At 67.3% G+C, this 21,429-nt stretch carries 22 protein-coding genes; 5 read left to right on the forward strand and 17 right to left on the reverse strand.

Annotated elements, in window-relative coordinates:
• Positions 1-39 precede the first annotated feature (39 nt).
• Positions 40-1,266: a PucR family transcriptional regulator gene (locus ACFULV_RS20295; RefSeq protein ID WP_378631369.1), complete on the reverse strand. Its 1,227-nt coding sequence runs from the start codon at positions 1,264-1,266 to the stop codon at positions 40-42.
• Between the two features lie 184 nt (positions 1,267-1,450).
• Here ACFULV_RS20295 and ACFULV_RS20300 point away from each other — a divergent pair, with 184 nt between their 5' ends.
• On the forward strand, positions 1,451-1,927 hold the full coding sequence (locus ACFULV_RS20300; protein WP_378658724.1) for an HAD-IIIC family phosphatase: 477 nt from the start codon (positions 1,451-1,453) through the stop codon (positions 1,925-1,927).
• Positions 1,928-2,000: 73 nt separating this feature from the next.
• On the opposite strand, the gene ACFULV_RS20305 is transcribed toward ACFULV_RS20300, so the two are convergent.
• Complete coding sequence (locus ACFULV_RS20305; protein WP_378658727.1) at positions 2,001-2,879, reverse strand: sigma-70 family RNA polymerase sigma factor; 879 nt, start codon at positions 2,877-2,879, stop codon at positions 2,001-2,003.
• 118 nt (positions 2,880-2,997) lie between these two features.
• Between ACFULV_RS20305 and ACFULV_RS20310 the strand changes: the two genes are divergently transcribed.
• On the forward strand, positions 2,998-3,342 hold the full coding sequence (locus tag ACFULV_RS20310) for a DoxX family protein (protein ID WP_378658730.1): 345 nt from the start codon (positions 2,998-3,000) through the stop codon (positions 3,340-3,342).
• A 45-nt stretch (positions 3,343-3,387) separates the two neighbouring features.
• On the opposite strand, the gene ACFULV_RS20315 is transcribed toward ACFULV_RS20310, so the two are convergent.
• Positions 3,388-4,977 (reverse strand): GMC family oxidoreductase, encoded by a 1,590-nt coding sequence (locus ACFULV_RS20315; protein ID WP_378631373.1) that lies wholly within the window; start codon positions 4,975-4,977, stop codon positions 3,388-3,390.
• 145 nt (positions 4,978-5,122) lie between these two features.
• A complete protein-coding gene (locus ACFULV_RS20320; RefSeq protein WP_378631374.1) occupies positions 5,123-6,604 on the reverse strand; it encodes an FAD-dependent oxidoreductase in 1,482 nt (493 codons plus the stop codon).
• Positions 6,605-6,785: 181 nt separating this feature from the next.
• On the opposite strand from ACFULV_RS20320, the gene ACFULV_RS20325 reads away from it, so the two are divergent.
• Positions 6,786-7,277, forward strand: a complete 492-nt coding sequence (locus tag ACFULV_RS20325; RefSeq protein WP_378631375.1) for a glutathione peroxidase — start codon at positions 6,786-6,788, stop codon at positions 7,275-7,277.
• 17 nt (positions 7,278-7,294) lie between these two features.
• Here the strand turns inward: ACFULV_RS20325 and ACFULV_RS20330 are convergent, their stop codons facing one another.
• Genes ACFULV_RS20330 through ACFULV_RS20340 form a run of 3 tightly spaced genes read right to left on the reverse strand, consistent with a single transcriptional unit; the run spans position 7,295 to position 11,546 of the window.
• The gene (locus ACFULV_RS20330; RefSeq protein ID WP_378658732.1) at positions 7,295-8,512 is read right to left on the reverse strand and encodes a hypothetical protein; all 1,218 of its coding nucleotides are present in this window, start codon (positions 8,510-8,512) and stop codon (positions 7,295-7,297) included.
• Positions 8,488-10,080 (reverse strand): protein kinase, encoded by a 1,593-nt coding sequence (locus ACFULV_RS20335; protein ID WP_378658735.1) that lies wholly within the window; start codon positions 10,078-10,080, stop codon positions 8,488-8,490. Before ACFULV_RS20335 ends, ACFULV_RS20330 begins: the two co-directional genes overlap by 25 nt.
• A 44-nt stretch (positions 10,081-10,124) precedes the next feature.
• Positions 10,125-11,546: an MFS transporter gene (locus ACFULV_RS20340; protein WP_378658738.1), complete on the reverse strand. Its 1,422-nt coding sequence runs from the start codon at positions 11,544-11,546 to the stop codon at positions 10,125-10,127.
• A gap of 183 nt (positions 11,547-11,729) precedes the next feature.
• Here ACFULV_RS20340 and ACFULV_RS20345 point away from each other — a divergent pair, with 183 nt between their 5' ends.
• Positions 11,730-12,560, forward strand: coding sequence for an SAM-dependent methyltransferase (locus ACFULV_RS20345; protein WP_378658741.1), 831 nt, complete (start codon positions 11,730-11,732; stop codon positions 12,558-12,560).
• 25 nt (positions 12,561-12,585) lie between these two features.
• On the opposite strand, the gene ACFULV_RS20350 is transcribed toward ACFULV_RS20345, so the two are convergent.
• The gene (locus tag ACFULV_RS20350; protein ID WP_378658743.1) at positions 12,586-13,050 is read right to left on the reverse strand and encodes a polyketide cyclase; all 465 of its coding nucleotides are present in this window, start codon (positions 13,048-13,050) and stop codon (positions 12,586-12,588) included.
• A gap of 115 nt (positions 13,051-13,165) precedes the next feature.
• Here ACFULV_RS20350 and ACFULV_RS20355 point away from each other — a divergent pair, with 115 nt between their 5' ends.
• Positions 13,166-13,714: a hypothetical protein gene (locus ACFULV_RS20355; RefSeq protein WP_378658745.1), complete on the forward strand. Its 549-nt coding sequence runs from the start codon at positions 13,166-13,168 to the stop codon at positions 13,712-13,714.
• A gap of 413 nt (positions 13,715-14,127) precedes the next feature.
• Here the strand turns inward: ACFULV_RS20355 and ACFULV_RS20360 are convergent, their stop codons facing one another.
• The 9 genes from ACFULV_RS20360 to ACFULV_RS20400 all read right to left on the reverse strand — a co-directional run bounded on the left by ACFULV_RS20360 (position 14,128) and on the right by ACFULV_RS20400 (position 21,321).
• Positions 14,128-14,634 (reverse strand): MarR family winged helix-turn-helix transcriptional regulator, encoded by a 507-nt coding sequence (locus tag ACFULV_RS20360; protein ID WP_378631385.1) that lies wholly within the window; start codon positions 14,632-14,634, stop codon positions 14,128-14,130.
• Positions 14,635-14,668: 34 nt separating this feature from the next.
• Positions 14,669-14,797, reverse strand: a complete 129-nt coding sequence (locus ACFULV_RS20365; RefSeq protein WP_378658748.1) for a hypothetical protein — start codon at positions 14,795-14,797, stop codon at positions 14,669-14,671.
• Between the two features lie 332 nt (positions 14,798-15,129).
• The gene (locus ACFULV_RS20370; RefSeq protein WP_378631387.1) at positions 15,130-15,678 is read right to left on the reverse strand and encodes a hypothetical protein; all 549 of its coding nucleotides are present in this window, start codon (positions 15,676-15,678) and stop codon (positions 15,130-15,132) included.
• Between the two features lie 297 nt (positions 15,679-15,975).
• Positions 15,976-16,677, reverse strand: a complete 702-nt coding sequence (locus ACFULV_RS20375; RefSeq protein ID WP_378658750.1) for a Crp/Fnr family transcriptional regulator — start codon at positions 16,675-16,677, stop codon at positions 15,976-15,978.
• A gap of 149 nt (positions 16,678-16,826) precedes the next feature.
• Positions 16,827-18,437 carry a GMC family oxidoreductase gene (locus tag ACFULV_RS20380; RefSeq protein ID WP_378658752.1) on the reverse strand — a complete coding sequence of 537 codons (1,611 nt, stop codon included), beginning with the start codon at positions 18,435-18,437 and terminating at the stop codon, positions 16,827-16,829.
• 120 nt (positions 18,438-18,557) lie between these two features.
• Entirely contained in the window at positions 18,558-19,064 is a 507-nt protein-coding gene (locus ACFULV_RS20385; RefSeq protein ID WP_378658755.1) for a pyridoxamine 5'-phosphate oxidase family protein, read from the reverse strand.
• A gap of 175 nt (positions 19,065-19,239) precedes the next feature.
• Entirely contained in the window at positions 19,240-20,013 is a 774-nt protein-coding gene (locus ACFULV_RS20390; protein ID WP_378658757.1) for an SDR family NAD(P)-dependent oxidoreductase, read from the reverse strand.
• 67 nt (positions 20,014-20,080) lie between these two features.
• Complete coding sequence (locus ACFULV_RS20395) at positions 20,081-20,572, reverse strand: beta-class carbonic anhydrase (RefSeq protein ID WP_378658760.1); 492 nt, start codon at positions 20,570-20,572, stop codon at positions 20,081-20,083.
• Positions 20,573-20,718: 146 nt separating this feature from the next.
• On the reverse strand, positions 20,719-21,321 hold the full coding sequence (locus tag ACFULV_RS20400) for a TetR/AcrR family transcriptional regulator (protein WP_378631396.1): 603 nt from the start codon (positions 21,319-21,321) through the stop codon (positions 20,719-20,721).
• Positions 21,322-21,429 lie beyond the last annotated feature (108 nt).

The following is a 21,429-nucleotide window of genomic DNA, read 5'->3' on the forward strand; positions in this document are numbered from 1 at the left end:
GGCCCACCATGGTGGGCAGCGCCTTCGTCGTGTCGGGGATCAGGCCGGAACGGAGCGGTAACTGCGCGCGACGAGCGCGGAACGCAGGTACCACAGCCCCGAGGGCTGGGTGGGATCGAAGCCGGTGAGCTGGCCGATCCGCTTGAGCCGGTAGTCGACCGTATTGGTGTGCACGTGCAGCACGCGAGCGGTGCGCTGGCGGTTGAGGTTGTTGGCGATGTGACGCTGCAGGGTTTCGAGCAGCTCGGGGTACTGATCCAGCGGATCCAGCAGCGAGCCGAGGAATTCGCGGCCGGGCCCGGGACGGGTCAGCTGGTATTCCAGGGCGAGCTCGTCGAAGCGGTACAGACCCGAGGTCACCTCGAGCCGCTGCACCATGTCCAGCAGCTCGTGGGCCTGATCGGCGGCATCGGGAACCCCGGTGGTGCTCGTTTCGACCATCGCGGCGGTGATGCCGACCTGGGCCGCCTGGGAGAGCTGGGCGACCAGCGCGGTCAAACCCTCGCGGTCGAAGGCGTTGGCGGGGATCAGCACCGTCCCGCCGTCGACGCTGAGCAGCGACAGTGCCGAGTCGCCGCAGCGCTTGGCCAGTTCGGCTTGTACCCGGCGCAACTTGCGGCGGGCGACGACCTTCGAGTCCAGTGCCGGGTTGGCTTCCTCGCGGTGCTGGGGGATAGCCAGGGCGAAGACCGCGTAGGTCTCGGCGATGGTGATGCCGCATTCGCGGGCCATCGTCGACGTGCTGTGCCCGCCGAGCAGGGCCGAGGTCAGGGTGTGGACGGCGGTGTGGTGCTCACTGACCACACCGCGCAGCTCGCGCACATAGGCCAGCGAGATCTGGGCGGTGATGGTGTCGAGCAGTTCCATCACGACCTTGACGCCACCGACCAGGCTGTCGAAATCCTTGCCCGACGCACTCGATACCACCAGGTCGAGGCCGATCTTGAAGCCCTCGGCGATCGAGTGGTGGATTGTGTCGATCGGTACGCCCTCCCGGGCCCACGCGCTGGCCGCGTCCTGCAGGCGCTGCAGCTGGCTCGGGACGTCACGCCCGTCGAGCATGCCGACCGCGAATTCCAGGCAGATCCGGGTGATCGTGGTGACATCGCCGGAGATGGCGTCACCGGGTAGCGTGCCACAGGGTGCGACGGTAGCGACGAAATGGCCGACCATCTGCCGCGAGAGTGCGCGAACGTCCTTGAGTGGCAACGACATCGGCTTGCCCGAGACGGTCAGCGACGGTCGGGGTGGATTGTGGACGGACATCTGTGTTCCCTTCGCCAGTTTCGGCTGTACCCCCCCGCTGTCCAGCGAACCCCACCCTAACGAACGACAAAGGAAACCGGAATGGATTGTCAGGTTCTGGGTAGGGGGCCCACCCCTGGCGGTCGCCGTAGTGACGGATCACAAGTCTGGTTCTTAGCTATCAGTGGTTGTAGAGTTCAGCGCCATGCGACCTGCCGTCCGTTGTCTGGTCTGGGAAGTGGACGAGACCCTGTGGGAGGGTGTCGTCCACGACGAGACCGGCACCACGCCGCGCCCACCGGCACTGCGCACGCTGACGAAACTGAGCGAGCGCGGTGTGCTCCATGCTGTCGCCGCACGCGGTGACCGAGCCAGAACCATGCACACGCTGTACCGCCACGGTCTGTACGAGATGTTCTCGGCGGTCGAGGTGGGCTGGGGGCGCAAGTCCGCCTCGATCGTCCGCATCGCAGGCACCCTCGGCCTGGGTCTGGACTCACTCGCGTTCGTGGACGCCGAGCCGGTCGAACGCGCGGAGGTCTCGCGAGCACTGCCGATGGTGCGCTGCTACGCCGCCCGCAATGTCGACATGCTGCCGTTGCTCCCGGACTTCCGCCACGAACTGCGTTCGGGCCCCGTACCGACACCACCGTTGGGATTCGCCCGCGTTCCCGCCCTCTGACCGCGATCGACGCATCAACCGCAGCATTGCATCGAGTGCCAAAACGTGGAATCCGAGCGTTCGGGGATCCTGATCAGGGCAGCAGCGACAGGGTGAGCGCGGCCAGCCGATCCGGCGCGGCCACCACGTCGTAAGCCGCGATGCGCCCACCGCGCACGAGGAACGTCACCACGAAATCCGGTCCGTCGGCTCCCGGCACGACCAGGCCCGGCCTGCCGTCGACGAGCACCAGCACCGCCTCGCGCGAGCGCCGCCGCAGCGCGAGAGCGCCCTCGGCCACGGCGCGGGCGCCGCGCACGACCAGGGCCATTCCGGGCGAGAGCGCCGCCGGGTCGGCGGTTCGCACCACGTCGGGTGCGAGCACCGCGAGCAGTCCGCCGAGATCGCCCTCGCGAGCAGCCTGCACAAAAGCCGTCACCGCGGTCTGATGCGCGAGCAGTTCCGTCGGCTCCACCCGGGCGGGCGCGTGCACACGCAGCCGGGCCCGGCTGGCGAGTTTCTTGGTGGTGGCCGGCGTGCGCCCGAGCATCGGCGCGATCTCGGCGAACGGCACCGCGAACAGATCGTGCAGCACGAAGGCGACACGTTCCTCGGGGCCCAGCGTGTCGAGAACGACCAGCAGCGCCCGCCCGACGGAATCCGCCCGCACCGCTTCGGCTTCGGGATCCACACCCGCGCCGGTCGCCACCGGAACGGAAGTCTCAGGGGGCGCTATCTCGGCGCGACGGGTACGGGCGCGCAGCATATCGAGGCAGATCCGCGATACCACCGTGGTGAGCCAGCCGTCGAGATCGGCGATCTCGGTGCCGGTCCCGGCCAAGCGCAACCACGCCTCCTGCACCGCGTCCTCGGCCTCGGCTCCCGAACCCAGCATCCGAAAGGCCACGCCACGCAGGCGGTCGCGCCGTTGTTCGAACGCGCGCGCCGACACTTCGGTCCGGTCAGTGCGCATCGGTCACCTTTCGCTCGCGCCGGTCGTCTATCCGAGGGACGGCACTCGCTGTCCCATCATGGCGGCTGTCTCCACGATGACAGAGGCGCCGATCACCGAAACCGGAGGATCTGATCCGATGCACACCACCTATCTCGTCGTCACCGTGCTCGCGGCCGTCGCCGCCTTGGCAGCTGCGCTGATCGACGTCGTTCGCGCCGACTGGGTACGCGAGAACATGCGCCACTACGGCATCGCGCCCTGGACGCTCACGCCGCTGGCCCTGATCAAGGCGGCGGGTGGATTCGGTCTGCTCGCCGGTCTGGCCTATCGGCCGCTGGCGGTGGCAGCCGCGGCCGGGCTCGTGCTGTATTTCGTCGCCGCCGAATTGACTGTGTTGCGGGCGCGCCAGTACGCGGATCTGGGTTATCCGCTGCCGTACCTGCTGCTCGCGGCTGCTTCGCTGGGCCTCGCGGGAGCATGAGGCAGCTGGTGGCGCGCCCTTGCCCGCGCGCCACCAGCACCTGGGTCAGGCCTCGGCGAGGATGAAGTCCGCGGCCTGTTCGCCGATGAAGATGGCGGGGGCGTTGGTGTGGCCGCGGATGATCAACGGCATCACCGAGGCGTCGGCGACGCGCAGACCCTCGACGCCGCGAACCTTCAGGTCCGGGGCGACGACACTGGCGGCATCGGTGCCCATCCGGCAGGTGCCGATCGGGTGGTAGAGGGTGTGCGAGAACTGTTCGATGGTCAGCGCGATGGCCGCCTCGAGATCCTCGGGTGCCTCGGGCGGGTAGATCAGCGCGCCCAGCGCGCTCTTGAGCGCGGGCTGCGCGGCGAGCCCGGCACACACCCGAAGTCCGGCGGTCAGCGCGGCCCGGTCGGCGCCCTCGGCATCGGACAGATACCGCGGATCGATCACCGGCTTGGCCGTCGGATCGGCCGAAGCCAGGCTGATCTTGCCGCGACTGCGCGGGCGGAGCAGGATCGCGCCCAGCACCACACCGTGTTCGGTGGCCTCGACCAGACCCTCGTGGTAGAACGGCGCCGGAGCGTAGATCAGCTCCAGGTCGGGGTGCTCGAGGTCGGGCTCGCTGCGCACGAAACCGTACGCCTCACCGACATTGGAGGTGAGCATGCCGCGGTGGCGGACCAGGTAGTTGATCAATTCGAGGGGCTTCTCCGCGGTGAACAGCGAATCGGAGTCCACGCTGTAGCCGAGCGCCGAGATGAGGTGATCCTGCAGGTTCGCGCCGACCTCGGGGGAGTGCGCGACCAGTTCGATGCCGTGTTCTTTCAGCTCGTCCTGATCACCGATGCCCGAAAGCTGCAGCAGCTGGGGGCTGTTCACCGCTCCACCACACAGGATGACCTCACGATCGGCGGTCACGGTGAGGGTCTGCCCGCCGTTGCGGTACTCGACGCCCACTGCCTTGGTGCCCTCGAACAGCACCCGGGTGGCCAGCGACTCCGCCAGCACGGTCAGGTTCGCCCGCTTCATCGCCGGACGCAGGTACCCGTCGGCGGTGCTCCAGCGCCTGCCGTCGCGCTGGGTCACCATGGTCTGGGTAAAGCCCTCGGGCGCGGGCCGGTTCGCCGATTCGAGCTCGTGGCCCGCCTGACGCGCGGCCTCGAGGAACGCGTGCGTCGACGCGCGCGGGCTGCGCTGGCGCTGTACGTGCTGGGGCCCCTTGGAACCTTCGTCGGGAAACTGCGCGTCCTGGACGTTCTCGATCTTGCGGAACTGCTCCACCGCGGCGGCGAAATTCCATTTCTCGCCCGCCAGCAGCCCCCATTCCTCGTAGTCGGCGCGGAAACCGCGGACCCACATCATCGCGTTCATCGATGACGAGCCACCGAAGGTCTTGCCGCGCGGCCAATAGATCTGCCGGTCGCCGAGCTCGGGCTGTGGCTCGGTCAGATAGTCCCAATCGCGCTCGCTGCGGAACAGTTTCGAGAACGCGGCCGGGATGTGGGCGAACTTGTCGTCGTCTGCCGGACCTGCCTCCAACAGCACGACCGTGGTGCCCGGGTCGGCACTGAGCCGATTCGCGAGCACCGCCCCCGCGGATCCGGAGCCGACGATCACGTAATCCGCGGACGTCCCACCTGCTTGCACTGTCCAACTCCGATCTGCACTGCGTCTGATGTTCGGCGCGCCTGCTCCCGGGCGTGAAAAGCCCGTGAGCCCAGCCGGACTCGTCGTCGGGCGTGACGCTGCAAGCAGAGTACTGACAGAACCCGCGCGGTGGGTCGTCCGCGGTTCAGCCCGCGGCCGCCGCCTTGCCCGCGCGTCGGCCGTAGAAGCTGCCGTCGCCGAGCGAGGCCCCGCTGACGTAGCCGTACGCGCACAGGCCGGATGTGCAGCGACCCGCCGCGAACAGGCCCTCGATCGGCTCACCGCTCACGTGCAGCACCCGCGAATCCAGGTCGGTGCGCAGCCCGCCGAGGGTGAACCCGGCGGTGAACCCGCGCAGGTCGAAACAGGCCAGCGCCCCCTTGATCGGGCGCACCCATTCGGGTTTCTTGCCCAGCAGCGGGTCGGTGCCGTGCTCGGCGTGCTGGTTGTAGGTGGCGACGGTGGTCTGCAATGTCTGTGCGGGCAGGCCCATCTCGGCCTCGAGCTCGGCGACCGTCTCGGCGACCCACTTGGGCTGGAAGCGGAAGAACGGGGTGGCGCTCTCGGTCGCGAGGGCCTCCTCGAGCGAGGTCTCGTCGATGATCAAGAACGCCTGGTTGTCGTTCTGCAACAGCGTCGCCTGACCGATGCGGCCGGGGTAGGTGTCCTCGGTGACGTAGCGCTGGCCGCGTCCGTTGACGAGGATGCCCCGCGCCATCATCTGCGGATCGCCGAAGATGGCCACCTCGCTGGCATCCATGTGCGCGAGCTCGGCGCCCAGCGCTTGCGCCAGCCGGATGCCGATGCCGTCGTGTTCTTCGATGGCCGCGCCGGGCCTGCCGCTCAGACGCGGGGTGTAGCGGTCGATCATCTCGGTGTCGTAGGCGAAGCTGCCGGTGGCCAGGACGACACCCCGTGCGGCCCGCACGGTGACGGGCTTGCCGTAGGTGGTGGCCAGCACGCCCACCACCCGGTCCTCGTCGTCGACGACCAGCCGGCGGATGCGGGTGTCGTACTCGACGTCGATGCCGAGCTCGGCCACGGTGTCGGCCAGAGGCTTCATCAGCATGTAGCCGCCGCTGCGCTCGCCGATCTTCTTACCCGCCAGCTCCGGAACGTGGCCGCGCGGAGCGGGTTCGGCGATGTCGAGGAACGGTGCGGAGTTCTCGCCACCGGAGTACATCAGGCCTTCGTCGTGCGGGGGCTCCCAGCCGGGCTCGCCCCAGAACGACTCCTTGAACGGCACTCCGCAGTCGACGAGCCAGTTGTAGTGCTCGACGCTGCCCGCGCAGTAGTCCTTGATCTTCGCCTCGTCGACGCCGGGTCCGAGCGCGGCGGTGAGGAACGCCGCCATGTTCTCGGGGGTGTCGTCGAATCCGAGTGCCTTCTGCAACGGTGTGCCGCCACCGAGGTAGACGAATCCGCCTGCCAGCGCCGCCGCGCCGCCCCAGCCGCCGGTCCGTTCCAGAATGAGCACCTTCGCGCCTGCCCGCGCCGCTTCGATCGACGCGCACACGCCGGCGATGCCGAAACCGGCCACCACCACGTCGGCGTCGAAATCCCACTGCGTCACCTCGCTCGCGCGCAGCGGGCGGACGGTATCGATCCGATGTGGCTGGTCGCTCACGGGCTTCCTCCGGTGCTCAGGGTGCGGGCGTCACCGCCCATCCATAGGAATGGTGCCGCGAACCGCGCCACAAAACAAGAACGTGTTACAGATTCTCTCGCCGAGCGGGACACTTGCGCGCCGATCGGGCTCCGGTACGGTGGCGATCGAACCGACATAGACGAGATCTGGTGGTGATGTGATGAGCGCGAACATTCGAGACATTGCGGTGCAGACCCTGGCGGGCGAGGACACCACACTGGGCGAGCTGGCTGGCGAGCGGGCGGTACTGCTGGTCAACGTGGCCTCCAAGTGCGGCCTGACCCCGCAGTACGGCGCCCTGGTGGAACTGCAGAAGACTTACGGCGAGCGCGGTTTCACCGTGATCGGCTTCCCGAGCAACCAGTTCATGGGCCAGGAGCCCGGCAGCGCCGAGGAGATCCAGGAATTCTGCTCGGTCACCTACGGCGTCGATTTCCCGTTGCTCGCCAAGGCCGATGTCAACGGCGACGACCGGCACCCGCTCTACGCCGCGCTGGTCGAGACCGCCGACGCCGAGGGTGCGGCGGGCGACGTGCAGTGGAACTTCGAGAAGTTCCTCGTCGGTCGCGACGGCACGGTCGCGGGCCGGTTCCGCCCGCGCACGACCCCCGACGCCGCCGAGGTCGTGCAGGCGATCGAAGCCCAGCTCTGATCTAGACCAGCTCCGAACTACTGAGCGTTCGCCAGCAGCGCGTACTGTGCCGCTGCCTGCTGGCGAACCCCGGCGGGTTCGGCGCCGCTGACGAACGCGCCGTAGCGCCGGTAACTCACATAGCAGCGGGTCAGTGCGGGCGCAGTCCCCGCACGCCGCTCCGCGCACCGCGCCTGCGGCAGGCCTTCGGGTGCCGCGACCGGATGCGCTGCCGCGCTGAGCGTGTTCTGCCACGTGGTGCCGAAGGCGAGGGCCGCGGCCTCGTCACGGAACCGGAACAGCGTGGTGCTGTAGGAATTCGCCACGCTGTCCACGCCACCGCGATCCCACGCCGCGCCGAGCTCGGCGGGTTCGGTGGGGCGGTAGTGCAGTCCCGCACGGCCGGTCCACGCCGCGAACTCGCGCGAGGAGATGGCGATCTGCTGATTGGCCGGGCCGGGAATCAGGGTGCGGCGCAACAGATCATCGGGATCGCGGGACAGCTCGGAGATCCGGTCGGGCGCGGTCGGGGTGAACTTGTCGAGCAGGGGGATCTGGGCGTCGAGGACGGCCGCGACGCGTTTCGCCAGCGCGTCGATGTCGGGTGAGGGATGCTGGAGGAACATGCTCACCACGATCTCGCCGTGGGCGAAGGTGGCACCGATCGTCTTGATGCCGGGCCGCCAATGCGCGTGTGCGGCAGCGTAACCGGGGATCGGTACCGGCTGATTGTCCGGACTCACCCGGAAATCGGTCGCCTCGAGCTCCCGTGCCGCCTCCGCGGCTGTTGGGGCGCTCGGAAACCGCAACAGCACCACCCGGGTGATCCGCGCATCGGTCTCGATCGCCGGTTTCGCCTTGTCGAAGGCCTGGCTGCCCTCGGCGACGTCGAAGGCCACGATCATCCGATGGCGTTCCAGTACAGCGAGATTCACATTCGAGATCGCCGAGGTGTCCGAAGCCCGCCGCGGTGTGTCCAGGACATCGGTGCCCCAGCTGTGGGTCAGCGCCGGATCGACCTCGTGCGGCAACACCACCGCGCCCGCCATCCGCAGACCTTCCAGAATCGGCCCGTCCGTGGACTTTCGGCCCGCCTCGATATCGGCGGGCGCGGTCGTATAGCTGCCCACGTCGAGGGAGCGGACATCGATCTCACCGGGCGTCGCGGTGCCCTCGACGGTGCCGCAGCCGACGAGCAGAACGGCGAGTGAGCCCAGGGCCAGTCGTGCGGTCACAGAGGTGCGGTGCTCAGCCATTGGTCGATCATCTCCTGATGGGTGTGGCCCTTCCAGTACACCTGGAGCAGCACAGTCGAATACGGCGCGGCGTCGAAGCGCACCAGCAGCCATGGTCCGGTGGAGCCGTTGAAACTGTGCACGGTCAGCGGTCTGCCGTAGCGCGACCGCGGCTGCTGGGTCGCCCCGGCGGGCAGGGTCGCGACGAACCGTCCGACGGTCCCGGAATCCTTGTGCGCCATCACCTGCACGTGCAGTCCTTCGCGGTCGGTGCAGTCGAACCCCGTATCCCACATCGCCTCCGCGCTTTTCGTCGCGAAACTGCACCGCAGTCCCCGATACCCTGCACTGTCGGGACTCGCGGGCAGCAGGTCGGGGAACATCGCGATCGTGGGCCGCGCGGCCGCCCACGCGTCGACGGTGGTGGTCGGCGCGACCGTTGCGCTCGTCGGAACGGCGCCGGTGCTCCCGGAATCCCGGATCGACAGGACCACAGGTCCGATCGTGATCACGGCGACCACCCCGAGTGCGCCCGCTACCCACCACCTGGCGTTTCCGCGACGCGCACCCGCATCGGTGGCCGTGGCGAAGTCGGCCCGATTGTCGACACCGAACGTCGGGTTGCCCGCGCCGCCGATCCCAGCTACCGCGTCTCGGCCCACCAGGGTGACCTGCGGGCCTCGCGCCAGGTGGTCGACCGGCTGCGCCGACCCGACGGGGCCGGTCACGGGACGAACTGGAGCGGTTCCGGTGGTCAGGGCCGTCGACGCCGCCGCGACCATTTCCGCGCAGCTGGCGAATCGATGATCGGGATCTTTGGCGAGGGCCCGCGCGAACACCGCGTCCATCGCGGCGGGCATGCCGGCCGCGATCTCGCTGATCCGCGGCACCGGCTGCATCAGATGCGCACCGATCAGCGCCCCCGCATTGGTCGCGGTAAACGGTGGGCGCCCCGCGAGCAGGTGAAACAGCGTGCACGCCAACGAATACTGGTCCGCCCGGGCGCCCGTGGTGCGCCCGTCGAGCTGTTCGGGCGCCGCGTATCGCAGCGTCGCCACCAACGTCCCGGTCTCGGTCAGCGCGGTGCCCTCATCGACTGCCTTCGCGATGCCGAAATCGGTGAGCAGCACCCGCTCACCGCTGCCGCCCGCGCTCTCGCTCAGCAGAATATTGGCGGGTTTGACATCGCGATGCAGGAGCCCGGCCGTGTGCGCGCAATCGAGCGCGTCCGCCGTCGACCGTGCGATGTGCAACGCCCGCCGCGGGGCCAAAGCCCCTGTGCGCAGCGCCGTTTCCGCGTCGCTGCCCGCGACGTACTGCATCGCGATCCACAGCCGCCCGTCCTCGTTTCCGCGGTCGTGGATCGCCACGATATTCGGATGATCGAGGCGCCCGGCGAGATCGGCCTCGCGCTCGAATCGACCCCGGAACACCGGATCCGCCGAATACGAGGAGTGCAGCAGTTTCACCGCGACCAGACGCGGCAACCGCGGGTGCCGGGCGGCGTACACACTCCCCATCCCGCCCGCCCCGAGCGCCCGCTCGATCCGATAGCCGGCGAAAATGTCACCGGCCCTGAGCTCGTGCATGGTGTCACGCTAGCTCAGGACCGGTGGCGCCGCGATCAGCGCGCTCAGTGGCGGATCCCGCGCACAGCCAGTGCCGCCGAGACAGCGGCGACAAGCGTGATCGCCGCGCAGATCAGATGCACGACCGCGACCGCGCCGGCCGCCGATGACACGGTCGTTCCCACCAGTTCGAAGAACACCGACCCGATGCTCGCGATCCCGACCACGGTCCCCAGCTGCACGCTGGTGACGAGAATGCCGCTGGCGTCGGCGGCGAGTGTCACCGGCACCGCGGCCAATGCCCGGGTCATCAACGGGCTGAACGCCAGCCCGTTACCGAGACCGAACAGCCCGAACGCGATCGACGCCGCGATGCCGATACCCGCGCCGTCACCCAGCAGCCACGCGAGCCAGCCCAGCGAGGCCGCGCTCAGCACCAGCCCGAACGGAATCATCCGCGCGTGCAGCGTGGCCGGAACGCGCTGCCAGGACAGTCCGGCCACGGCGAACGTGGCACCCATCGGCAAGAACTGCGTGCCCGCCCGCAGCGCGCTGTAGCCGAGGTCGCTCTGCATGTGGATGGCGCTCACGAACAGCCAGCCGCCGAAGGTTCCCATCACCATGAGCAGGGTCGCGGCAGTCGCGAGCAGACCGGGCGCGCCGAGTGCCTGCGGCGCGAACAGGGGATCGCGACCGCGCCCGGCGACCGCCCGCTCGACCAGGACGAACACCGCCAGCCCGAGCACGCCCGCCCCGAGACACAGCCACGACCACCGCGGGAACCCGAGCTCCCGGCCGAGTACCAGCGGCACGACCAGCAACAGCACGGTGGCCGTGAGCGTCACCAAGCCCAGCCCGTCGACCGTTCGATCGGTGCGGGCGACGGTGGCCGGGAGAACACGCGGAGCCAGCACCAGCAGTGCGATGCCGATCGGCACATTCACCAGGAACACCCCACGCCAACCGGTGCTGCCCAGATCGGCGTCGACGATCAACCCGCCGAGAATCTGGCCCGCCAGCAGGCCACCGGAGACGATCGCCGCATAGATGCTCAGGGCTCTGGCTCGCGCCGCCCCGGCGAACGTGCGCTGGATCAACGTCATCACCTGTGGCGCCATCGCGGCCGCCCCGACGCCCTGACCGAACCGGAACACGATGAGCGACAGCTCGTTCCATGCCAGTCCACACGCGAGGGAAGCCAGGGTGAACCCCGCCAGCCCCGCGATGAAGGTGCGTCGCTGCGTGAACCGATCGCCCAGGCGCGCACCACCGATCAGCAACACCGCGTACGCGATCACATACCCGGCGACGATCAATTGCAGTGCGGCCCCACCGGTGTCGAGGCTCGACCGAATGGACGGAATGGCGACATTGACGATGGAGCCGTCGAGCACCGTCATGAACTGGCCGGTGAGGATGACGACGAGCACGGCGATCGAACGCCTGCCCGTCGCCGCCGAATCGGGCACCGGGACTGGTTTGAGCATCTGGATCATGCTCAGATCCTGGGACCGGACGCACCGGAGGAATAGGAGCCCACCGATACGGGTACTCCGGGTACCCGGCTCGCGGCCTGCCCCCGGCCGAGTCGGAATAGCTTGTCTGCCAACGTAACCGATGCCCTAGGCTTGAATCGTCCAGTTGGCTCCGATGCTCGAAAGGCGCTCCCGATGTCGCATTCTTCTGCCGCCTACCCCAGCGCTGTTCCGGTCGGGGTAGACACCACCCGTGCGAGTATCGCGCGTGTCTACGACGCCGCACTCAACGGCAAGGACAACTACGAGGTGGATCGCGCAGTGCTGGACCAGGTCCGCACCGTCGCCCCGCAGGTCAACGACCTGGCCTGGGCCAACCGTGATTTCCTGATCCGCGCCTGCCGATTCCTGGCCAGGGCGGGCATCGACCAGTTCCTCGACCTCGGATCGGGTCTGCCCACCGCGGAGAACACCCATCAGGTGGTCCAGCGGGTGAACCCCCAGTCCAAGGTCGTCTATGTCGACAACGACCCGTCGGTGCTCGTCCACGCGCAGGCATTACTGGCCAGCAACAGCCGCACCCGCATCGCCGAAGCCGACATCTTCCGACCCCTGGAAGTTCTCGGCAACGAGACGGTTCGCCGCGAACTCGACTTCACCCGCCCGCTGGCGCTGTTTCACATCGGCACCCTGCACCACTACCTCGGCGACGACGGCCCCGCCCTCATGCAGACCTACATCGACGCATTGCCCTCGGGCTCGTTCGTCGCGATCGCCCACTTCCACGACCCGGAAACCGCCGAACACAGCGAGCTGGCCCGGAAAATGGAAGAGAAGTTCATCCACAGCCCGATGGGCAGCGGCCGCTTCCGCACCCGCGACGAAATCCAGGCCATGTTCGGCACCCTCGACATGGTCGAACCCGGCCTCGTCCGCTGCGATGACTGGTGGTCCGACGGTCCCCACCTCACCCCGCTCTCCGACGTCCGCAACTGCATCGTCGGCGGCGTCGGCCGCAAACCCTGAGAAGGCCGCTGTTCAGCGAAGAGGGTTATTTCTGGATGGTGCGGGCGAGGATGCCGAGCGTGGCCCGCAGCGCGGACTCGGGAATGATCGGGAAGATGGCCGCTTCGCGGTAGCGGGGCGCGATCCTGCTCCAGTCGTAGTACGAGGTGACCAGGGTGCCGATGTCACTGGGCTCGAGGCGATAGCCGTACAGGTGCTCGATCGGCGGCTGGATGGTGCCCGAGATCGTCCACTCGAGCTGCTTGTCCTGCTCGAACTCGGTGATGATCACTGTGACGTCGTATTTGCCCATCGGGAAGTCGTTGAGGGACTCACGATCCATGTGCACGATGAACTCGTCGCCGACGCCGGTGACGGGCTTTCCCTCCGCCGATTGCAGCATGCCCGAACTGTCGATCGCTACGTGCCCTTCGGGGGAGCACAGCAGTGTGAAGATTTCCGAGGGTGACGCGGCGACCTGCCGCTGCACTTCGAACCGTTCTACCGTCATGTCGTCCACCCTCGCACACTCGGCGTCGACGCGGTCTGCCACTGACGCCGGCTGAACCGGACCGCAAGGCCGTGCGCGGCAGGACCGATCGTCCCGCTGCCGTCACCTCGGTGGAGTGGCCGATGGACGGGCGATCGATGGAGTCGGACGCGGCGGCTTCGTCGTGGGCGGGGGCGTGGTCGTCGGTGACGTGGTCGTTGTCGACCGCGCCGATGTGGTCGTCGGCGCCGCCGGTGTCGTGGATATCGCCGGTGGCTGGGATGTCGAGGTCGAACTCGCCGGATCGGTCGTTGTCGTGGTGCTGGGCGGTGCTGTCGTGGTGGTGCCCGGCACTGTGGTGGAGGTGACGGTGATGGTCGAGGGATCAGCCGACACCGTCACCGTGCTCGGTTCGGCTGTCACCGTGATCGTCGACGTATCAGTCGGAGTCATCGCGACGGTCACCGTGGATGTCGAGGTCGACGTGACGGCACCCGGGTCCGGCACATCGGCGGTGTCCTGGACCGAAAGGCTGGCCGTGGCGGAGAAACTCGCGCTCACCGAAACAGCCGGCGAGTTCGCTGTCGCGGTATCCGTCGGTATGGCTGTTGTCGTTTCGGTCGCAGTGGTCGTGCTCGGGGAATCGGCGCCCGGTGGGGCGGACTCGGCATCGGTAGCGGGGTAGCCGCCCGAGACGTCGACCGGCACGGCGACCTCGCTCGGGTTGTCCGCTGGTGTGCTCGTGATCGTCGCCAGGGACAGGCTTCGGCCGGCGCTGTAGCCGGAAATTCGTGCGGTGGGTTCGCCCGCGAAAGCCCCCGCACTGGTCGCCCGCACCGGCGGGCTCGAATCTGCCCGCACCACGAGCGTCGTCCCGATAACCGTCATCGCCAACGCGGCCGCCACCCCGGCACGCGACATCTGCCGCCGGAACCGGTCCGGTGATCGCGCCGCCGGCGGGTGGCCGCACCGTCGCACAATCTGGGGTCGAGGCTCGGTATCGGTGGCAGGCTCCGCCACCGGGTTTTCGCTGTTGTCGAAGGTTCGCATTCGATTCCTGCTTTCTCCCTCGAAATACGCCGACCGGCGTGTGTGTTCTCAGGGGCGCGAGTAGGGATCCACCTCGCGCAGCCGTTGCCGGTGAATTCGTTGCAGTTCGCCCGCACGGGTGAGAAAGTCCGCGATTATTTCCAGTTCGGCGGCGTCATAATAATTCAGCAACATCTTGTAGCTCTCGACGATCATCGGAACGACGAGTTCCTGTACCCGATCGGCCGCGAGCTCGGTGGCCATCACAATGACGCGGCGACGATCGGTCGGGTGCAGCGACCGTGCGATGTAGCCCTGCTTCTCCAGCCGGTTGAGCATTATCGTGACACCGGCGGCGGTGAGGCCGAGCCTTTCGGCCAGCCTGCCCGGCGTCGTGGACTTCTCCTCGAGCAGGACGATCTCCAGTGCACGCCGATCGGTCTCGTTCACGCCCAGTACTCTGATCAATTCGCGGACCAGGTCCTCGACGCTTCCGTGATAGAACTCCAGCGCCCTTTTGAGCTCGACCGAGATCCGGGCGGGTTCGCTTGTTGTCGGGCACACGGGCTTTCCCATCGATCACTGGAAACATAGAACCGCTCAGCACAAGTCACCGATCAGGGCCTGCTCGGTTGCTGAGCGCCCGGATCTGTTCGGGGCAGCCGGGGAGCGCGGCGGAGTCGATGGCCGCCGCAGGCCGCGGCAGCAGGGACTGCCGCCGGGTGCTCGAGGTGGGCATGGGCGCTCCTGTCAATCGATCGACCGGCGGCCCGAACCGCGGCTGACGAACATCACGAAAGCGGCACCGCTCCGGTCGTCGAAGCGGCCGTGGCTGTGCCGGACATGCACTGTACGACACACCGGGCGAGGTGGTACCGCGCATCGGATAAATCGGTCGAAGTGGCTCCGCTGCACCAAACCGTAAGCAGGGCAACCACAATCAGCAGTGGTGGCCGCCCGGTGCGGCTCGGTGGGGCCGGACCGGGATGCTGAGGCAACCCGGTCCGGGACGTTCACCACAGGCCGCCGGCGCGGACACCGGTCATCATCCGGCGGCACTCGGGTGCGGACTCAGACGACAGCTGTGGTGGTCAGGGTCGGGGACGGGTTCGGGTAGCACGAGGTCGCGACATTACCGACAAATGAGACATTGGTCGTCATGGTCATACCGGGGCTGGTGTAGCTGGTCCCCGCGTACTTGCTGGTGATCGGTGTTCCGGCGGCGCCGGCGGTGACGTTGATGGTCACCGCCGGTGGGGTGAAGCTGGTACCGCCGGCGATCGGACCCGGCACGGTCAGTACGACATTCCCGCCCGACGTGGCCACGGTGCCCGCCACGGTGCCCCCGGAGGCGGTAGCTGAGACCACTGTCGAATTCGCCGGAGTCGGAATGGTCATCTTCAGGTTGCTGATGTTGTTCACGGTGAATCCGGAAGCCGAACTGGGAACCGACGAGGCGCCCGGTGTGATGGTGATGGCCACCGCGGAACCCGACGCCGCCGAGCTCGGCGCGGTGCCGGTAACCGAGGTGTTCATGCTCGAGGTTTGGCCGATACCGAGGACCGTGCCCCGGCAGCTCCAGTTCACGCTGACGGGGGCGGCATTTACCGGTGCGGCCAAACAAAAGACGGTCGCGATGGCAACCGGGGCGATAAAGCCCGCACGAAACAAGGAAGAGGTCGATATCATGGCGATCTCCAGGGAATGTCGAGCAGCGGTAAGACGGGAGGTCGAACCGCTAAAAAATGGGTGTTCAGAAAATATAACCCGCTCTTGTCTTTCTGTTGTTGAAATCGCCGATCCGAGTGTGACAAGAATATCCTTATCCGCAATTAGATATCTATTCCGAATAGTTAACTGCGGAAAGGTTTTTACGCAGACCAGTATTGTCCCGGCCGGTCATCACCGGTCGGCTGCTCAGTGGCTGTGGAATTTTGCTGTGAGCTGCCGCAATCCGTCGCCGTCATCGATGCCGATGCTCTCCGGGCCGATGGTGATCAGGCGGTGTCGCTCGAATTCCTCGATGACCTTGTGGAACGACGCGCTCCGCACACCGAGCATGGCGGCGAGCGTGCGCTGGTCCAGCTGAACCGACCCGTCGACGGCTTCGTCGAGAAGCAATTGAGCCACCTGGACCGGGAGCGGGCGGCCGAGCATATCCGTCAGCCGGCTCTGGACCGTCGTAACCCGCTGCGCCACACTGGATATCCAGCGCCGAGCGATCTCGGGGTGGGTGGTGAGCAACGTGTCGAAATTGCGCTGGGAGACGAACAGGCACTGCGCCTCGGTGAGCGTGCGCGCGGTGTATGCCAGAGGCACCTCCAGCACCAGCGCGATATCGCCGTCGACATCGCCAGGACCCAGCCTGCCGACCACAGCACGCTGCGTGCCCGACCCGACGGACAGTTCGACCTGCCCCTGCCGCACGATCCAAACCCCGTCCGGCGGTTGGTCCGCCGAGAACATCACCGATCCGGCGGGCAGGGCTCTGGCCTCGAGACGGTCGGCAACTGCGGTGAGGTCGTCGAAGTGCAGCGGAGCGGCGGCACCGTGGCCTACCCACCGCGCGACCCAGGCCGCATGGCGCACTCGAAGGTCGTCGAAAGACTGCTCACCCATATCGTGCAGCAAGTGGGAGAACGTTCGGTGGCTGTGTAGCATCGCGTGCTCCTGACGGTGCGTACGAACTGGTCAACCCACCGTCCATTGTCCTCCCTTCGGCGACAGAACCAACCGCGTGCATATCGATGCGGCCGATACGGCACCGCTCAGGGTCGAAGGATCAGGTCCGCGCACTTCTCGCCGATCATGATCGAGGGCGCGTTGGTGTTCCCGCCGATGATGGTCGGCATGATCGACGCGTCCGCGACGCGCAGACCGTCGATGCCCGTAACCCGCAACGTCGGATCGACGACCGCACGCTCGTCGACTCCCATCCGTACCGAGCCCACCGGGTGGTACACGGTGTGGATTCGGTTCGGCAGCTCCGCGCGCAGCGACGCGTCGTCGGCGAACTCGGCTCCGGGGTTGATCTCGCCGGCGTTGTCGCCGGTTCCCGCCATGATCTCGCGCACCATCGCGATGCCTTCGAGCAGCACGTCCGCATCTTTGGGCACGCTCAGGTACCCGGGGTCGATGAGTGGAGCCGCAGTCGGATCCGCCGAGGAGAGCCTGACGGTGCCCCGGCTCTCGGGGTAGATCAGCGTCGGGAAGACACTCTGCCCCGGCTTCTTCGTCGGCGGTACGACCCGCTTGTCGGAGTCCTGGTTGGGCGAGGGGTAGACCCAGTAGAGACTGAGCAGTTGCAGGTCGGGAATGTCCTGGGCGAACGACGTGCGCACGAACGCGACGGACTCGAACGATGATCCGGCCGCCCACGAGCTTCCTGGCCTGCGCTTCTCCGCGAGGAGTCCGCGCAAGAAGTACGACGGAGTCGGTCGCCGCACCGCCGATTTCATGGTGTACGAGAGCGGGACGAAGAGGTGGTCGTGCAGGTTGTCGCCGACCGGCAGATCCGCGTGCACCGCGATCCCGTGCTGCGCGAGGTGTGCGGCGGGACCGATTCCGGACAGTTGGAGGATCTGCGGCGACCCGAACGCGCCCGCCGAGAGGATCACCTCGCGCGAGGCGTGCACAATCTGCTTGCCACCCTCGACCGAGATCTCGACGCCGGTGGCCCGCGAGCCGTTGACGACGATCCTGATGACCGTCGTCTCGGTGAGAACCAGCAGGTTCGGGAGCGGATCCGTATGGATGTAGCCCTGCGCAGTGGAGTACCGCAATCCCTTCGCGGCGCTCTGCTGAAAGACCGCGACGCCTTCCTGACTTTCCGCGTTGTAGTCGTCGATGGCGGGCACACCCAGGCGCTCGGTCGCCGCTCCCATGAACGCCCGGGCCGCCTCGGTGAGATCGCTCTTGCGGGTGACCTTGATCGGGCCACCGGCACCACGGAAGTCGTTGGCGCCGCCCTCCCAGTCCTCCAGCCGTTTGAAGTACGGAAGGACACCGGCGTAGTCCCAGCCCTCGCAGCCCTCAGCCGCCCAGTCGTCGAAGTTCTTCTTGTTGCCGCGGACGAAGAGCATGCCGTTGACCGAACTCGAACCACCCAGGACCCGGCCGCGCGTCATGGGGATCGTGCGGTCGAGCGCACAGCGCTGCGGTATCGACTTGGAACCCCAGTCGAACAGCTTCTTCAACTGCGGCGTGGAGTGCATGACGTTGATAGCACCGGGAATCTGGAAGAGCATCTTGGCGATGCCCTTGTCGTCTGCGCACCCAGCCTCGATCAGCACGACGGACGCGCCACTTTCCGCGAGTCGGCGAGCCACTGCGCAACCGGCGCTACCGGCTCCAACCACGATGTAATCGGCGTCGGTCATCGGCGCTTCTCCGTTCGATTACCGTTGTTCCGGCACGGTGACGATCACCCGGCCACAGACGTCTTCCAAGATGTGGTCGAGAGGCGGACCCCTTCATTGTGCTCGTCCGAGGAGCGCAGATCAGGGTTGAACGCCAGCTGTGCTGCCGCCGAGCGGCATGGCGGGCAGACCGAGTTTGCGATGGTCCCACGAGCGGATCCGCGTCGGCTCGACCCGAACGACGATGCGTTTGTGCATCATGGACTCGACCAGCGGACGAGCCTGCTCGGTGTAGGGACCGACGTAGCGGCGGAAGACGTCGATTCCGGCGTTCCAGTACTCCTCGTCGGCGGGGTCCTCGATCAGATGCGCTGTTCCTTCGATCGAGACGCCGCGCAACTGGTCGTAGGTGTCGCCCGCCTCGGCCATGCAGGTGAGGGTCGGGTTACGGCGCAGATTGGCCGCCTTCTGCGACTTCGCCTTGGTCTCGACGTAGATCTTGCCGTCGATGTGCCCGAACCACATCGCTGTCAGATGCGGTTTGCCTTCGGCATCCAGGGTGGCCAAGGTGAGCACCCTGCTGCGGTCGAGGAACTGCGCGATCTCGTCCGCGCTCATCTGCACCGTGGCCCGCTGTTTGATTCCCACGTTCACCTCCAGCTCGATCGTTGCGCCGACCCTATCGAGCAACCGCGCCCGGCGATCCCGAACGCGACTATTCCCCTGGCCAGCGGCCCTGGCTTTTGTTGTCGACTACTGGAACAGCGTGTCCCACAGGGCGAATCGCGGCAGTCGACAGAAATTCGGAAGGGGCGCCGCTCGTTCAGAACTGGCCGGGCAGCGGCACAATGCCGAGGTTGGCGTCCAGGCCACCGTCGACGACGAGGGTGGTGCCGGTGATATAGCCGGCGGCGGGCGAGGCGAGGAACCAGATCGCCTCCGCCTGTTCACGTGGTTCCGCGAACCGTCCGAGCGGGATCCGGCGTTCGATCGCGGTCAGCAGTGCGGGGTCCTGGTGTACGCCGGCGGTGATGCCGGTGCGGGTGAGCCCGGGTGCGATGGCGTTGATCCGAATCCCCTGCGCGGCATAGTCGATCGCCACCGCGCGGACCAGGTTGATCAACGCGCCCTTGGACGCGTTGTAGGCCCAGTTTCCCGCATCGCCGCGCAAACCGGCCACCGATGCGGTCAACACCGCGCAACCGCTTGACCGACGCAGCGCCGGAATCGCCGCTCGCAGCCCGCGAATCGGCCCGAGTAGGTTCACATCGAGGATGCGGTCGGCCGTGCGCACCGCATCGGCGGCCTCGAGCGGCGGGGTGCCGCCGGTTCCGGCATTGAGGACGATGGTGTCGAGCCGGCCGAAATGACCCAGCGCGGCGTCGACCGCGGCCTGGTTCGCCGCGTCGGACGACACGTCGCCGGCCAGGGTCACGACGCCGTCGCCGAATCCTGTCAGGCCGTGCTCGGAGATATCCACCGCGACCACGTCGTGCCCGCGTTCGGCGAACAACTCGACAGTGGCTCGGCCGATACCGGACGCGGCGCCGGTCACGATCGCGACGCGACGCGCGTCGGCGGGGGAGGGCTCGCTCATCTCAGGCCTTTTGCCGGAGCCCGAGCAGCGCGCCCGATCTCGGCCACTCGGGCAGTCACACCGATGATCAGTCGAGTACTTCGTTCAGTTTTCCGGTCGCGACGTCGAAGACGAATCCGCGCAGGGAGGTGGTGCGCGTGATGAAGGGGCTGCGTTCGATGCGGCGCAGCGAGTTGCGGATGTCCTCGTCGAGATCGCCGAAGGCTTCGGCGGACCAGGTCGGCTTGATGCCGATCTCGTCCTGGATCGCCCGTTTGAAATCGTCGTCGGTGAAGGTGAGCATGCCGCAGTCGGTGTGGTGGATCAAGATGATCTCCGTGGTGCCGAGCAGTCGCTGGCTGATGGCCAGCGAGCGGATCTCGTCGTCGGTGATCACGCCGCCCGCGTTGCGGATGACGTGGGCTTCACCGTCGCGTAGACCCAGGATGCGGTAGACGTCGAGGCGGGCGTCCATGCACGCCACCACCGCGACGTGCTTGCTGGGCGGCAGCGGGAGCGGGCCGCTGAACTGCGCCGCGTACGCGGCGTTGTTGCTGAGGTATTCGTCTGTGACGGTCATGGCGGCGTCCTCGGATCGATGGGTGGCGACAACGAATCTCCGCATCCATGGTTGGTGCTCGACCGGAGAGCGGCCAGAGATTCGCGCAGATCGAGGAGAAGGGTCGTTCGCAGCCGCGCGAACGAGTAGAAGCGCGCACTTCACACTCAGGGCCGCAGCTCACGCAATGCCGGGGCGATCCAGGTAGTGAGATAAGCGCGCAGCGCGACGCCTTGACGTGGCGGGCGACCGGGGTCGATGACGAACGATTGCACGGTGCGCAGCATGTGCTCGACCAGCTCGTCGAGGGCGGTGTCAGCGATACCCGCGCGTTCCCAATCGATGGCGAAGCGTTCGAGAATCGAGCGGCCGAAGGCCCGCGCGGTGTCTGAGGTGACGCCAGGGGAAAAGACACCGGCGCGGCCGGGGCTCAGTAGCAATCCGAGATATCTGTCGGCGGCGAGACTTTCGAGGGTGTAGGCAATGCCTTCGACCACGGCCTCGGCTGGATCGGTGATGTGGTCCAGATGCGCGGCGAGGACATCGAGGAAGCGTCCGGTCTCGGCCAGAGCGGTGGCGGTCAGCAGCGCATCGGCGTTGGCGAAATAGCGGTACACCGTTTGGCGGGTGACGCCGAGGTCGCGGGCGATCTCGGCCATCGTGAAATCCCCGCCGCTGCGTTCGATGGCAGTGCGCGCGGCGGCGATGATGCGTTCGATGGCCTCGGTGTCATCGGCCGGAGTGGTGCCGGACCAGCCATGGGTGCGCATCGAGTCCCTTCGGGCAGCTGTGTTTCTCGCCGACTCTATCGACTTCGTCGGGGGACCGCGTAACCCGTTCAACCGAAACAGACCATACAGATTGAGCAATATGTATGG

It is taken from the genome of Nocardia sp. NPDC057272 (assembly GCF_042668615.1).
Taxonomy (GTDB): domain Bacteria; phylum Actinomycetota; class Actinomycetes; order Mycobacteriales; family Mycobacteriaceae; genus Nocardia.

Coding starts and splice junctions, on each gene's coding strand:
- ACFULV_RS20295 (WP_378631369.1), bottom strand. CDS start 1,266: ATGTCCGTCCACAATCCACCCCGACCGTCGCTGACCGTCTCGGGCAAG.
- ACFULV_RS20300 (WP_378658724.1), top strand. CDS start 1,451: ATGCGACCTGCCGTCCGTTGTCTGGTCTGGGAAGTGGACGAGACCCTG.
- ACFULV_RS20305 (WP_378658727.1), bottom strand. CDS start 2,879: ATGCGCACTGACCGGACCGAAGTGTCGGCGCGCGCGTTCGAACAACGG.
- ACFULV_RS20310 (WP_378658730.1), top strand. CDS start 2,998: ATGCACACCACCTATCTCGTCGTCACCGTGCTCGCGGCCGTCGCCGCC.
- ACFULV_RS20325 (WP_378631375.1), top strand. CDS start 6,786: ATGAGCGCGAACATTCGAGACATTGCGGTGCAGACCCTGGCGGGCGAG.
- ACFULV_RS20330 (WP_378658732.1), bottom strand. CDS start 8,512: ATGGCTGAGCACCGCACCTCTGTGACCGCACGACTGGCCCTGGGCTCA.
- ACFULV_RS20335 (WP_378658735.1), bottom strand. CDS start 10,080: ATGCACGAGCTCAGGGCCGGTGACATTTTCGCCGGCTATCGGATCGAG.
- ACFULV_RS20340 (WP_378658738.1), bottom strand. CDS start 11,546: ATGCTCAAACCAGTCCCGGTGCCCGATTCGGCGGCGACGGGCAGGCGT.
- ACFULV_RS20345 (WP_378658741.1), top strand. CDS start 11,730: ATGTCGCATTCTTCTGCCGCCTACCCCAGCGCTGTTCCGGTCGGGGTA.
- ACFULV_RS20350 (WP_378658743.1), bottom strand. CDS start 13,050: ATGACGGTAGAACGGTTCGAAGTGCAGCGGCAGGTCGCCGCGTCACCC.
- ACFULV_RS20360 (WP_378631385.1), bottom strand. CDS start 14,634: ATGGGAAAGCCCGTGTGCCCGACAACAAGCGAACCCGCCCGGATCTCG.
- ACFULV_RS20365 (WP_378658748.1), bottom strand. CDS start 14,797: ATGCCCACCTCGAGCACCCGGCGGCAGTCCCTGCTGCCGCGGCCTGCG.
- ACFULV_RS20375 (WP_378658750.1), bottom strand. CDS start 16,677: ATGGGTGAGCAGTCTTTCGACGACCTTCGAGTGCGCCATGCGGCCTGG.
- ACFULV_RS20380 (WP_378658752.1), bottom strand. CDS start 18,437: ATGACCGACGCCGATTACATCGTGGTTGGAGCCGGTAGCGCCGGTTGC.
- ACFULV_RS20390 (WP_378658757.1), bottom strand. CDS start 20,013: ATGAGCGAGCCCTCCCCCGCCGACGCGCGTCGCGTCGCGATCGTGACC.
- ACFULV_RS20395 (WP_378658760.1), bottom strand. CDS start 20,572: ATGACCGTCACAGACGAATACCTCAGCAACAACGCCGCGTACGCGGCG.
- ACFULV_RS20400 (WP_378631396.1), bottom strand. CDS start 21,321: ATGCGCACCCATGGCTGGTCCGGCACCACTCCGGCCGATGACACCGAG.